Source organism: Candidatus Vallotia laricis (assembly GCF_020541325.1).
Classification (GTDB): Bacteria; Pseudomonadota; Gammaproteobacteria; order Burkholderiales; family Burkholderiaceae; genus Mycetohabitans; species Mycetohabitans laricis.
In genome coordinates, this window is the sequence record NZ_CP047399.1 from 506807 (window position 1) to 521050 (window position 14244).

At 40.2% G+C, this 14244-nt stretch carries 7 protein-coding genes and 1 tRNA gene; 4 read left to right on the forward strand and 4 right to left on the reverse strand.

Going from position 1 to position 14244, the window contains the following annotated elements; all coding sequences use genetic code 11:
* Window positions 1-56: 56 nt before the first annotated feature.
* Complete coding sequence (locus GKR41_RS02005) at window positions 57-572, reverse strand: TIGR00645 family protein (RefSeq protein WP_420885666.1); 516 nt, start codon at window positions 570-572, stop codon at window positions 57-59.
* A 1834-nt stretch (window positions 573-2406) separates the two neighbouring features.
* Here GKR41_RS02005 and GKR41_RS02010 point away from each other — a divergent pair.
* Window positions 2407-3459 (forward strand): quinone-dependent dihydroorotate dehydrogenase, encoded by a 1053-nt coding sequence (locus GKR41_RS02010; protein ID WP_226810188.1) that lies wholly within the window; start codon window positions 2407-2409, stop codon window positions 3457-3459.
* Window positions 3460-5206: 1747 nt separating this feature from the next.
* Here GKR41_RS02010 and tadA read toward each other — a convergent pair.
* Window positions 5207-5728 carry a tRNA adenosine(34) deaminase TadA gene (gene tadA, locus GKR41_RS02015; protein WP_226810189.1) on the reverse strand — a complete coding sequence of 174 codons (522 nt, stop codon included), beginning with the start codon at window positions 5726-5728 and terminating at the stop codon, window positions 5207-5209.
* 2212 nt (window positions 5729-7940) lie between these two features.
* Here tadA and GKR41_RS02020 point away from each other — a divergent pair.
* The 3 genes from GKR41_RS02020 (at window position 7941) to GKR41_RS02030 (ending at window position 11493) form a co-directional block, all read left to right on the forward strand.
* Complete coding sequence (locus GKR41_RS02020; protein WP_226810190.1) at window positions 7941-9521, forward strand: cryptochrome/photolyase family protein; 1581 nt, start codon at window positions 7941-7943, stop codon at window positions 9519-9521.
* 769 nt (window positions 9522-10290) lie between these two features.
* On the forward strand, window positions 10291-11307 hold the full coding sequence (gene dusA / locus GKR41_RS02025; protein ID WP_226810191.1) for a tRNA dihydrouridine(20/20a) synthase DusA: 1017 nt from the start codon (window positions 10291-10293) through the stop codon (window positions 11305-11307).
* 110 nt (window positions 11308-11417) lie between these two features.
* Window positions 11418-11493 (forward strand) — tRNA-His (locus tag GKR41_RS02030).
* 859 nt (window positions 11494-12352) lie between these two features.
* On the opposite strand, the gene GKR41_RS02035 is transcribed toward GKR41_RS02030, so the two are convergent.
* The gene (locus GKR41_RS02035) at window positions 12353-13480 is read right to left on the reverse strand and encodes a tetratricopeptide repeat protein (protein WP_226810192.1); all 1128 of its coding nucleotides are present in this window, start codon (window positions 13478-13480) and stop codon (window positions 12353-12355) included.
* A gap of 54 nt (window positions 13481-13534) precedes the next feature.
* Window positions 13535-14212 (reverse strand): PspA/IM30 family protein, encoded by a 678-nt coding sequence (locus tag GKR41_RS02040; protein WP_226810193.1) that lies wholly within the window; start codon window positions 14210-14212, stop codon window positions 13535-13537.
* Between the last annotated feature and the right edge of the window lie 32 nt (window positions 14213-14244).

Genomic DNA, 14244 nt, shown 5'->3' on the forward strand with positions numbered 1-14244 from the left:
GTTTTTGATGAAAGATGCCGCGTCAGTGAGCGGCGAAATACACGCTTAATCGTTAATCAAAGTGTTGACTGGATAGAAGTATGCGATGTATGTGATGTAAGTCGATCTACCCAAGCCATCACAAGCGCTGATAACAAGAACGTGATGTGAATTAGCACCTGCCACATCACTGCCTGCGATGAATGCTGGTCAGGATCAATAAAGGTCTTAAGCAAATGAATAGAGGAAATGCTAATTAGCGCCATCGATAGTTTAACCTTTAAGACACCAGCATTAACATGGTCAAGCCACTCTGGTTCGTCTGGGTGACCCTCTAGACCCAGTCGCGATACGAACGTTTCATAGCCACCAATGATTACCATAATCAGTAAATTTGAGATCATCACCACATCAATTAGACCGAGTACTACGAGCATGACATTCGTTTCGGTTAGCAAGGCTGCATGCGATAATAGGTTCCAGAGCTCCTTTAAAAACAGGAAGACGTAGATAGCCTGCGCGAGAATCAAGCCTAAATACAGTGGTAATTGTAACCAGCGACTACAAAAAATCAGCGATGGCAGTAAGCGCATACAGTGCGGCCTAGATGGAAAAAATAGCTGGTGACTAGAGGTCATTATGCAGTAAAACTGTGCTTACAGATTATGCAGACGGCAGCAAAAACGATAGGGTCGAGTTTTAAAACTTGGTTATTGTAACTGCGTCCTAGAAAAATTGCTGCGCGCAGCCGCGCTGCTTAAGTGCATGATAGGGCCCGTTTGGATACCGAGCTTGGCATATATGTTGAACGACTTTGAATCTATGGAGATTTATTTATTGATTTCTGAGGGTAAATTTGATATTACCATCAAATTTCTTACAGGGTCATCATTTTAGAGCTCACCGGAGGTGCTGACAAGCATAAGATCGTCGTTAGTGCACTGGCATTTCTTATTCCCCCATTACAGGGTAGAGGAGCAGTATTTAGATACCCCCGGATCATTCCACTAGCGAGCCGTATGTTTATTTGCGTGCAAGAAAACTTTAACTACAGTAGCTGTTATATCATTAATCGATACTGATAAGAACACATTAAATGGCATTAGATAATAAGTCTAAATGCATCTAATACGCTGCTCTACTAATAGTTTAGAGGGGGAGCTTAACAATTTACAGAGCGCTTTTCTCCAGAACCATATGCAGCATGCTGAAGTATACAATTTGGGGGGGGCAAAATTCTTTAATAAAAATTTATTGATGTTAGCTCTAGTGATTATTAATAATCTATTTTCGATGAAAATATGCAATATAGTGAAGACTATATTGAGAAGATTATATTACTGTAAAACGCGAGTATGCACTGTATGTGCTAATAGCTAGATCACATTTTCAATGTACCAGAAATAGTTTGTATGACAAATATTACTGTTGACTCTGCTTACTAGATGCTTTTAATAAAACTACGTGGTGCGGGTATAAGTCTAGAACTATCTCGACTTTCTTATATAGATTATATATACCAATATAATCAGAGTTCGTACCACTACATCGATCTTATTAGTCATGTCATACATATTCTTTACGTAAGTAGATCGCATACGATTTCCTTGGGCCGATATTTGGATTACCTTTTAGAATTTTTCCCATGAATCTTTTAAATAGTTACTAAGTTGAGTAATCTGGAGTACTAATCTTTTATTAAAAAAGATCGTTTCTCTTGCCTTGAATAGTAGTTCAACAAATCAATAGTAGTATTTAGATTCGAAATTTTGTGTCGCTGTCTATAGATTTATTGATAATCCGGCTTGGAGTCAAAGACCCATTAGAGGACAACCTGAAGCTTTTTGCGAAAAAGAAAGTCTATTTGAGACACAGAATCTGTCACACTTTGTAGTAAAAACTATCTTTACCGATAAATAGATAGATAAAGATATATTAGTATCTAATACAGATTAGCAATAAGACATCGGACTATTAAACATAGATTTCCGGTACTCTGGCTGTCGAGTGAATGCGCTCTGTGATGTTATTGCGCAGTGGTTTATCTCTCATCTAAATTAAAAAACCAGTATTTTGGGAGACTAATTGTGGAGTCTCTTTTTATAGAGAAACTACTGCGGCTCATATACATATTTTCCAATTTATAGTTAGTTATACGCGTGCAGGTATAACGCGTAGCGTTATTTCAGCTTTAGGTTAGTATGGACAGCTGCCCATAACTCCTAATTCGTACTAGCAAAGTGGTATTATTTGCGATATCTATCTAAAGCGCTAGAATTAAGACTACTTAACCTAAAGATTTTTAGGGAATCTAAGGAAGAATACCGCAACCTAGACAGGCTGATTAGTACTCTATAAGGCTATTAAGTAGCCTGCATCTTTGTAAAAAAAGCCTTCCAACCCAAGATATTAACTCACTATATTTCCGTGCTTAGTTTTCTATACCCGTTAGCACGCGCATACCTATTTCGTATAGATGCAGAAACCGCGCATTATTTGACGCTGCGCTTCCTGAATGCAGCTGTCCACGCCGGATTTGCATGTTGCTTTGCTGAACATGTTCGAGATTCGCCTCGCACAGTAATGGGCTTAATATTTCCGAATTGTGTGGGGCTTGCCGCTGGCTTAGATAAAAACGGAGACTACATCAACGGGTTAGCGGCGCTCGGATTTGGTTTTATTGAAATTGGCACAGTGACGCCGCGCCCACAACCAGGCAATCCTCGAGCACGACTATTTCGACTACCGCAGGTTGATGCCTTAATTAATAGAATGGGCTTCAATAATCGTGGTGTCGATGCCCTCATCACTAATCTGAAGGATACATGTTATCGAGGCATTCTAGGCCTAAACATCGGCAAGAACGCCGATACACCAATCGATCATGCAGTCTATGACTATCTATACTGCTTAGAACGAGTCTATCCATTTGCCAGCTATATAGCAGTTAATATCTCATCGCCCAATACAAAAAACTTGCGACAGCTTCAAGCTCCAGATGAACTATCTGCTTTATTAGGCCTTCTTAAGGGGAAGCAACATCGTCTTGCGGATTTTTACGGTAGGTGGGTTCCACTAGCACTGAAAATCGCACCAGACCTAGATGACGAACAAATAAAATTGCTCGCAGATACGTTAATAAAGCACCGAATCGATGGCGTCATCGCAACTAATACGACGATATCCCGTACGGGAGTGCAAAGTTTACCCTATAGCGGCGAAGACGGCGGGCTATCTGGTCGACCGCTATTTAATCCATCCAATCGAGTCATTCAAAAATTACACGCGCAATTAGGGGGAGCTATACCGATTATTGGCGCAGGAGGAATTTTAAGCGGCGAAGACGCAAATACAAAGCTTGCGGTTGGTGCGGCGTTAGTCCAAATTTATACCGGCCTAATCTACCGAGGACCGAAGCTAGTAAGCGAATGCATTCGTGCCACCGCTGACTATTACGACTCACGTATAGTAAAGTTTTAAGTTGTGGTTTTTAGCATAAGTTCTTCTTGTGTCACTATCCACTAAAAGAAAAAACGATCAATTCAGTAAAAAACGATTTTTGCTAGTTTGAATCGATTAATAATTTAAAAGAAAAAGGAGATCGGCGTAAGTTTAGGCTTAATCTAAAATAGATACTACCAGTATAGTAGGAATCTCAAGGTAAAAAATCTACTCTAGCACGTCTTAGTATCTAAGCAACTATCTATAAATCGCATTACATGGTGTTTAAGTTATTAATGATATAAATGCGCAACTAGAAGAAAATGGAACGTTGTCAAATATTCAAATATTTCTAATAAGTGGTTTGATATTTATGTAACCTGTAGGTAGGTAGATGACTAATGTCTCGGCTTATATTATGCTAATATGCCGTAGTGCCTGTTGCTCGTACGGCATATTAGCAATAGGCACTACTATCAATGTGTTTAGGCTAGCTAGCAGCCTTATTCATAGAACACTGCTTTTTGCGAAAATTTTTTTGTTTACTATGATCGTCATCTATCAAGCGTAGGAATGAAACTGGATTCAACCCTGGCTATAGTATTATAGCATTTGGAAATGTTTGTCCTACTCATGAAAGCATGTGCATGCAATCCTGAGGGATTGCATGCACAGAAATGGATCACTGTAATATAGCAGGTTTCCTATTAGCAGACACTACGTAGCCTCTCCAGGATGCACCGTGTACTGCATCCAGGCTTGTCTAATAGACTAATTGGTCTTGTCAAAATACCGCACTCGTCTCGGTAATTACCGAGACTGAACTCTTATGCAGTGCGAAAGAAGTAATTGCTACTACATATCAGTCGATGCCGCTTTATATTGACGTGATAGGTATATACTGTGCGTGTGCTGTATACTTGAGAGGTTTTAAACAGTCTCAAAGACTATTTAGCGCTTCCTGTACGGCACTAAGTGTAAGCTATTAGTGCCAGCAGCAATTTTATCTTCCCAGAGTGCTCTAACATAATATTATCAAGTATCTCTAGATAATACGTTATTTCCAAAAATGCTACATGAATCTTGCATAGCATAAAAGCTTTGTCAGTGAAAAAGAAATGATTGTTCTGTATCAGATTACATCGCTAGTAGCACTAGCATAGAAAGCAATAACAATTAGCAAAATAATTCTGCTTATCTATTGCAAGCGTGAAGTGGTTGCTGGGCATCAGCTTAAAACTATTAGCTTCTAACTTTCATTATTTAGCATTGTGCCAGTATACTTAAAGTTGGTGTTGCGATATCCCAGGGTTTATTGCTATGTCGCGCCGTGCCTAAACCTATAGTAATTACCGCTAGCTTATATTTAGCTAAATATATACTGATTCAGTATACTATGTCACAAGAATTCCTCTAACAAGATTTTGTTTGAAAACGAGAGATTATTGGAGCTCAAGATACTATAAAAATATAGTACACGCTTAATCTGGAAAGTAGATGTTTTTACGTTTTTAGATTATATAGCGTACCGCTTAGGTCAATATCTTCTGGAAATTTTCGAGTGCTGATCTTCAAATTTGTAAAATTTGGACTATCTGCAAAGTTTTAAAAAGCGACTTTATTGTATTGAGATCGTACATATGATATGTCTAAATCAAGTGAGCATGCCTATTTTCCTAAAAATTAGGATAACTATAAGCAATTACTAATTGTTTTGATTATAAGAGTTCAACTCTGGTTGTATAACATTACATGTAGTACGGAAAAGACTCGTACCTTAGTGAAATCAATTGTTATCTTTAGGTATGTGCAATGCTCGAAGATGATTTCGTCGTTCGACAAAGAACTGGCTGAGCTGACGTGAGCATTCATTTGCTAGCACACCACCACTTACACTCGCGTGATGATTTAACTTGGGGTGAGCGAAGACGTCTACTACACTACCGCACACACCTGTTTTTAAATTAAAAGTACCAAATACCACGCGCGCAATGCGTGCATGTATAATCGCGCCGGCACACATTAAACATGGCTCAAGCGTTACGTATAGTTCGCATTTCGGCATTCTATAATTAGATAACGTACGAGCAGCTTTGCGAAGCGCGACCATCTCCGCATGCGCAGATGGATCATGATTTCTAATTGACTGATTAAATCCGTGCGAAATAACTTCATCGCCACGCACAATCACAGCACCTACTGGCACTTCGTCAATTTCATAGGCTTGACGTGCAGTGGTATACGCTAACGTCATAAAATAGGTATCTCTAGCCAACAAACTCTCTGTAGATAGACTGCTATTACGCATACAAGCTTTTTATGAAGATGTGCTACTTAGTTAAGTGATATCCGGAAATTGATACGGGAATGTATGTCAATGGTACTAAATTTCATCGAAATTTAAACCCTTATCATGCGAGTAGTAATAGAGTGAGTCTTCTATTGTGATAATTAACCGCTCTAGCCACACGTGCGGTAATTCAATACTTAGACCCAGCAAGGCAATCAAGATGATGATAATTCTGCATACCTTCTGACATAGAACTTTTATAGTTAATCCCGCTGCCTAGTAGTTCGGGTCACTTACTAACATCATAATCTGACACGGGCATGCTAGTTTAGATGAGCAGCCAAACGAGGATTTTCAGCATATAGTCAATTATGTCAAAATTGCGCTAACGTATAGTTCGAAAGATTCAGTATCCCTAGAAGGGTAGTCTCGCTGAATTGGTGTATGGAGTATGGTAAGTAGCAACGACAATACGTCAATCTTTTGTGCAATTGCGTAACATATTAGTTAGCCGTAAGATGCACTAGGGCATATAGCGAATTCTTTCAATTTACCTAGTCTCTGCATAATGTGGAAGATACACTCCATCTAGAAGGCACCGACGCAGTCTGCAACCACATAGGTATTTTGATACAGATATGTTGTGCACCGCACGCTAGGTCCCGCTAAAGGTGATTGTGATCGCGCACTCTATACTGCTCGTAATCGCCCACACAAGCCTGCACACAGATTCGCTAGCATAATCGCTTAAGAGATTCTAACGGATACTTCAAACGATTGTAGTTCAAGCGCCTCTAGTAGCATCCGATCATTAGATCTCTATTGTTGCAAAGATAGTAGTTTGGGAATCTCATGCAAAATAATACAATTTTATTATTCTGCATTCATAGTCGCATACGATCTTCGTAGCACTTTCAAGCCTGATTCGGGCTTAATTAGCAGGATCTCTGAATCGTATCAGCGGCACGTGCTAGTCAATATGCGTGGCGTCAAGTATCAAGTAAATAAAGTAAAAAATTCTTACTTAAGTAACGAGCCAATGAGAATGCGCACACTAAATCGTGCATAGATTTTTCATCAGTAGTACGAAAACCCTAGTTTTTTGTAGGGTCTACTTTGAGAGAGGGCTATCTCTCGATGTTTATAATATACGTTAACAATCACAACCAATATTATAACGGCTAACGGATATGTGTCGTGGAATAACTAGACCCGGTAAGAATCTGGTGATTACTCCAGTCTAGTGCATACAAGATGCTTTTAAGGCTTAAAAGAATTCCATACTCATGGACGCTAAAGCAGCCTACATCACAGTATTCTGGCATGCAGTCATTATATCTCTTATATAAGAACGAACTCCAAGAACCGTCAATTGATAGAAACATTGGGTTGTCTGAGCACCCAATATCGATCTTGCAATCAATACTTACCCATAGGAAATTCTCTAATAAATAGATAATATCTATCTTCGTAATATTAGGCCTAAATGCATCGCGTTACTCTATCATCCGACTTAAATTTAAAGCGGGTTGATAGTTAGTTTAATAGCTAGTTAAACACAGAATCACACAGGGTGATTGCTATGGACCAATGATGAGATCATAAATCCCATAACACCCCCCCTACATAGGGGGGGTGTTATGCCAAGAATCTTGGATAAGTTGCTGCCGAGTAAAGTCCCAAGAGATAGCCATGCTTTATACGGATCGAACTACTCTGTTTATACCTAGTTCTCCGAACTTAATGATATTTCTCATATCCCGGAAACACCGGTAGTATTATTAAAATCCCGTTAGATTACACTAATCATAAAATTAGCATGCTAGTCTGCCGTCTAGCAGCCCTCCCCATCTAGATAGGTAATAACAAAGAGATTGTGTCATGGCTACGGGTTCCATAAAAAAATCGTTGTTTTTGAATCGGTCACTAATATTGCAGATTGCATCCTTTGATGATGCCTCGAGATATGAGGAGCACTCCTACAGCGCTCACAGCTATTTCTAGAGCGAAATATATTGGGTAACAATTTTTACCCTGCTATCCTCCTATGACTTATATCCTAACAATAGGAACACGCCGCCACATATATCATCACAATTTATCTAGACTAAAAACGGACATAACTATCCAAAAACGTACCCGTATATTTACATACTAATCGAGATACTTTCTTATACTCTTTATTGTTTCGTTTTCTTAGCTGCCTTTTCGGGAAATATTCCTCAGCTCAATGCCATTATTTAATCCGCCCCCTGTAATTCACAGAAAAAAATATGAATCTGTTGGTAAATTTCAGCAGCTATTGACGCCGCTCTACTCTAAACCACCCGTCATCGTGTGGTTTAGAGATGATCAACGTTTAGCTGACAACCCTGCCCTCGAATACGCCATTGCCACAGGCCACCCTATTGTATGCGTGTATATTTACGACCCAGCACCTAACAAAACGCGCTTGCATGGGGAAGCTACGCGCTGGTGGCTCGTCCAATCTCTATACGCACTTAATACTGCACTCGTAGCATTAGGCGGAGAATTAACAATCTTATACGGTACGGAGTGGCAGAGTATTGAGGCGTTTGCAGTAGTAGTCGGCGCAATCAAAGTATGCTGGAATCGCAGGTATTCGACAGCTCAACGCGAACTTGATAGTGCAATCAAGATGGCACTTAAAAAACACGGCATTGCGGTTTTCACTTTTAACGGACATCTATTACGAGAGCCGTGGACTGTGGCCATGAAAAACGGCCGTCCATTTCGAGTCTTCAGCGCGTACTGGCGTGCAGCACGCCATGCATATTCTCCCGAATCACCACGGCCAAGACCTCAGAAAATTAATTTTTTTCCTATACCGGGATATGTTTCCAAAGTAGTACGCATCTGTCATCTATCTACCATAGAGACTCAGGCTTATATGCCTAATGTTGGTGGTAGATTACTCGAAACATGGGAATGCGGGGAGCAAGCAGGATGGGTAAAACTCAACGAGTTTCTAACACACACACTGTCTCAGTATGCGTTTGGGCGTGATTTTCCCGCAATGAAAGTCACTAGCCGTCTATCTCCATATCTTCGCTTCGGTAATCTCTCGGTACGACAAGTATGGCATGCTCTACTATCTACTACGAGTAGTATGTCCACTGCGAGCAGTATAGACAAGTTTCTCTACGAACTTGGCTGGCGTGAGTTTTCATACTATTTACTCTATTATTACCCCCCGTTACATCAAGTTAATTTAAAACAACAATTCGATGACATGCCATGGCGTCACTCTATCACGGATCTACACGCATGGCAGTCTGGCAACACTGGCTATCCGCTTGTTGATGCTAGTATGCGGGAGCTTTGGCATACTGGTTGGATGCATAATCGTGTGCGAATGGTAACCGCATCATTTCTCGTTAAACATTTGCTGATTCACTGGCGTGAGGGAGAGACCTGGTTTTGGGACAAGCTCGTAGATGCCGATGAGGCGAGCAATCCCGCGAATTGGCAATGGGTAGCTGGAAGCGGCGCCGATGCAGTGCCATATTTTCGCATATTCAATCCTGTGTTGCAGAGTAAGAAATTCGATTCGCAAGCTACTTATGTGCGGCGGTGGATACCCGAACTCGCACGATTGTCGAACGCATGCATTCATGCGCCATGGCTCGCACAACCCGCACAATTAGCGTCTGCATCGGTAAGACTTGGCCAGGATTATCCATTGCCGATAGTTCCTCATCAGCAGGCACGTAACCGTGCGTTGCAGGCAATAAAGCGCATTCGTGAGTACAAATCTGGCAGCCTTGGCTCCTTGTTGTCATCCGACTAGTTTTCAAGACGAGATTGAAAATAGTGTGCAAAAATATGGAGGATATAAATATGGCTTAATACTGATCTACGATCAGAGTAGCGCGTCATTGATTTTGTCCAACGTAATCGCTGCGGTTTATGCGAGTCAAGTGTAATATGATTTTTTATGCTGGATAAGAAATCTCTATAGAAAACATATTTATTACAAACTTTGTAGAGAAAAGAACGTGAGCACTAAGAATCTATATAGTGTGTCATCTAAGACTAAATCCTTATCTCCTGCCCGATCAATAGACGCTTATCCGAATTTTGAGTTGTATTGATTGAGATAGAAGAAAAGAGCCTATAACTATCAATCTATACCATAACTACGGCTATACCTAGAGTCATGGTTAGCTAGTCTAACTGTTTGATAACAGTACTTGTTTATAAAATTTATTTAATGTCTGCTGCGTCGCTGGCAGATTCAAAATTTTTAAGGCTAGCCTTGATGTTTATATGCTTATTAAGGAAGCATAATTCAAGTTACCAAAACTTAATATACCTTCAGCTAAGAAGACAGGCGATTGAAGCCTGGATGCGGCGCTGTTGCACATAGCAATATAGTCTGTTATGCGTAATTACTCTTAACAGCTCTCTGCTGATATGAGAAGTGTAAGTCTAAATATATACATCTTTGAATTGGAAATTTTTTTAGTTAATTAAGATGGGTGGTATAAAAAACATAAAATGAAAAAATACGGTAAAGTATGTTCACTGTATCTATACATTTTCTAATTTTTTCTATAATGAGGGACTTTGACACCAATTGTGCTCGACGTATCTGCGTCGCGCCTATGATGGACTGGACTGACCGCCACTGCCGATATTTTCATCGGCAATTATCTCGTCACGTCTACCTATATACGGAAATGATAACGACCAGCGCGTTGCTGTTCGGTGACATTGCCAGACATCTATTTTTTATGCCCCAGGAAAACCCGATTGCACTACAGCTTGGCGGAAGCGAACCAAACGAGCTTGCTCACTGTGCAAAACTTGCTGAGTGGTGGGGTTACGATGAAATTAACCTGAACTGTGGCTGCCCATCTGAGCGCGTGCAGCGCAATGCATTCGGTGCATGCTTAATGAAGGAAGCAACATTAGTTACTGATTGTGTGAAGGCAATATGTGATAAAGTAACGATACCAGTAACAGTGAAGCACAGAATTGGTGTAAATGGAGTGAATAACTACGGATTTGTTCGAGATTTCGTAGGTACGGTAGCGCAAGGTGGATGTCACGTATTTATCGTGCACGCGCGCAACGCGATACTTCATGGACTATCCCCTAAAAAAAATCGAGAAATCCCAGAGTTAAAATATAACTACGCTTACAGGTTAAAGCATGACTTCCCTAAGTTCGAGATTATTATCAATGGTGGAATTAAGACATTGCATGAAGCAAGCACACACTTGCGCTATGTTGATGGCGTGATGATTGGGCGCCAGTTCTATCATCATCCTTATCTATTAGCAGACGTCGATAGGTGTTTTTATAGTCCATCAGCCGCAGTGAAAACGCGCAGTACAGTTGAGCTCGCTATGAGAGAGTACATTTATGCTGAACATGCTCGTGGTACCTATATCGGCGCTATCACACGGCATATGCTGGGACTTTATCGTAATCAGCCTGGAGCGAAAAGTTGGCGTCGCATATTATCAGATCCACAGCAGTTATCTACTGGAAACTTTCGCATACTTGATGAGGCGCATGCTCAAATTGCAGCTCCTCCAGCAGATACGTATAAGAAAATTACTTCCTAAAAGCTAGATTTAAACTAATAGTTTTTGCATTCTTATCTAGAAAAACATAAAATCTATGCGTATAATCTATTGGCGCAATTACGCCAATAGACGTATTACTTCTTTAAGTGGTGGCCGTAGCTCAGTTGGTAGAGTCCAGGATTGTGATTCCTGTTGTCGTGGGTTCGAGACCCATCGGCCACCCCATAGTTTGTTTAAGTTCTTCCTAGTTCTATTTTATCTTAAGTTTTCTTATGAAAATGCAGTAGCATTGCTACATGCTCCTCCGAGCTACTTAGTAAAAATAAATTTCTTTAAATTTTATGATCAAATATCTGTTTGATTCAATCAAAATTTTTTGAGGCTCGATAGCTTCAGCGTATTTAGAGCGGTTACAAGATGTAAGTCATTGTGTTTGTTCGTTACTCTAAACAATATTAGACTTCTTAAGTTTTACTAAAAGTAATCTAACTACATATAGTTATTCAAATAACATAATTTATGTTATTTGAAACACTTTTATAAAAATCCGATACGGTTTATCGGTGATAAATTTATATGATATTATTGTGAATATCAATATGGAAAAATTCTTTTTTGATATTTAGTGCTTATTTAAGTGTTATTTATATAGAAAGCATTAATCAAAGCCAAAGTATAAGAAATAATTGCACTTAGATCGGTATTGGTTTTTCGAGGATATTCGTCTAGATAAGCTGGTATTTATCACAAAGTGATATTGAGTATAAATATTTCGATGATCGATGCAGCCATATTATTTAGGCTAATAAATAGAATTAATATAGGATATAGCTAATATGTTAAGACTGGGTTATTAACCTCCGTACTTAGATTGCGATGCACAGCTAGATCATATAAAAGTAGTATGCGAACAAAAAATATGAACAAACTTTATCTGGATGATATAAGCATCTTACATCGCATAAAAACAGATTAATGGCAATATCTATCTGCTTTTTCTATAAAGCAGATATAACTCTGTCGATTGCATGCTATAGTTTACAGTATGGCTCTTTATCAGTTGTGAAAAATGCTTAGACTGTATTTAAGTCCATTCGGAGTCACCGTTGTCACCAACATCAATATCGACAATTTTAGAGTCGTCCCAATCGTCATTGCTGTTCCAGGTGTCAAATCTCGGATTAAGTGGTGCATCTAGGTAGTTAGACCGGTGTCTATCATCGACGATTACTCGTTCAACACTATTCCCAATAATTTGACCTATTAGCATACCAGTTAATAACCCACCCATACCACGTCCGCTGTCTTCCGACTGCTGTACGACTAAAGTCGATTGTGGTTGCATTGACTGTCTTGCTATGTTGTCTTGTGCTTGTATTATACAAGCTGCTTGAGCATCTACGGATACTTGATCTCTACTTGAGAAGCTCTGAGTACCGCTAATAGCTTGGTTATCGACAACACTTAAATCGCGTCGTGTTTTAGAGTAGTCTTGCACGATTTTTAGGCGAGACTCGAGATGCTCGAGCGTATGGTCCGGTACCAGACTATTAGTATTTGTAAGCTTATCGATTAATTCACACAACCTGCTTTCGATCGAATCGACTTCGCTTAGTAGCGCCCCATCTTTATCTTTCATCGAGAGGCGCACATCAAGCCTAAGCGATCGCGTTACATTTAGCAACTCAGTCATACGCTTAAGTTGTGTTCGGCGATGTTCTTGCTGCACACTCATATAGTTTGAACGCGCACTTAATACGGTACGACGCACAAGAAATATAACCAAAATAAGCACGCTAATAAAGCCGATCCACACACTTATTGATGGGTTATTCCACTTCATACGTGTAAACAGCGATGTCTCATTGCTCTTAGCCGCACGTTGGGCCTCTCGTCGTACATATTCTTCAATGGCATTAAACTGTTTAGTGCTAGAGGAAAATCGTAACTCTGGATCGAGTTCCCGAGCTTTTTGAAGCTCAGATAGTGCATCTGAGGCTCGGCCCTCTCTAGCAAGTACCTGGCCATATAGGTAGTGCGCATAAGTGCTGTTGGGATGTTCATGTAATACTTGAATAAGTTTGTTATGCGCCCTTTGCCAGTTTCCTTGTGCAATGAGATTGTTAATCTCAATCGTGCTCGGTGTAGCGAAAGCTAAAGTCCCCGCTGCGAAAATGGTGCCAGCCAAGATAATCGATAGTAGTTTCTTCATCGTTTGATTGGGCCATATATATCTATTTCCGCACATTTCGCATGTAATTTACGACTAAATAGTTTTGTCTATTCGCTTCTTTAGCGCTTCTAGATGATCTTCTACGGAATTCCCCTTAGAAAGGGCCGCTAGCTTATCATCTAGCGATTTTCCGCTTCGCTCATTAACTGAGTTGAGGCGTGAATCAGATCGCGCGTTCTGAAGTGCGACTGTGTCCTCAAGTTTCTGGAAGTCTTTTACAAAGTTTTGGCCACCGATTCCGCCTAGGGCGGTAGCTACCGTATTCTTTGCTTTAGCAATCTGCTGCTCGGCCTGCAAGATTTTCGATCGAGAATTTAAGTTATTACGACGTTCGTGCATCTCGTTTATTTGCTTCTTAAGCTTTTCTAGAGACGGCTCTAGTGCTGCTAGTTCCTTTGTAATTGCGTCACGTTCAGCTATGGAATTTATCTGGGCATTAAGTGCTTCGCGAGTCAGTGCCTCATCGCCAGCCTGCAGAGCACGTTTTGCTCCATTCTCATATTTTTCTGCATTATAATTAGCAATATCACGCTTGCTGCGCTGCATTGAGACCTGTGCCTCGATCTCAATCAGCGAGTCTTCTGCTTTTGAAATGCTTTCGTCAAGTTCACGTACGATCTGCCTGGCATCCCTCCCAGGATCTTGAGCTGATTCAGCTGCGTCGTTCAATAAGCCATTTAGCCTACGAGAGATAATATTTAGTATTGACATATATTTCTCCATTGATTGGACTATGTTCGAAT

What these genes read in the sequence shown, in the direction of transcription:
- GKR41_RS02005 (WP_420885666.1), bottom strand. Translation starts at nt 572, where the DNA reads ATGCGCTTACTGCCATCGCTGATTTTTTGTAGTCGCTGGTTACAATTA.
- tadA (WP_226810189.1), bottom strand. Translation starts at nt 5,728, where the DNA reads ATGCGTAATAGCAGTCTATCTACAGAGAGTTTGTTGGCTAGAGATACC.
- GKR41_RS02020 (WP_226810190.1), top strand. Translation starts at nt 7,941, where the DNA reads ATGCCATTATTTAATCCGCCCCCTGTAATTCACAGAAAAAAATATGAA.
- dusA (WP_226810191.1), top strand. Translation starts at nt 10,291, where the DNA reads ATGAGGGACTTTGACACCAATTGTGCTCGACGTATCTGCGTCGCGCCT.
- GKR41_RS02035 (WP_226810192.1), bottom strand. Translation starts at nt 13,480, where the DNA reads ATGAAGAAACTACTATCGATTATCTTGGCTGGCACCATTTTCGCAGCG.
- GKR41_RS02040 (WP_226810193.1), bottom strand. Translation starts at nt 14,212, where the DNA reads ATGTCAATACTAAATATTATCTCTCGTAGGCTAAATGGCTTATTGAAC.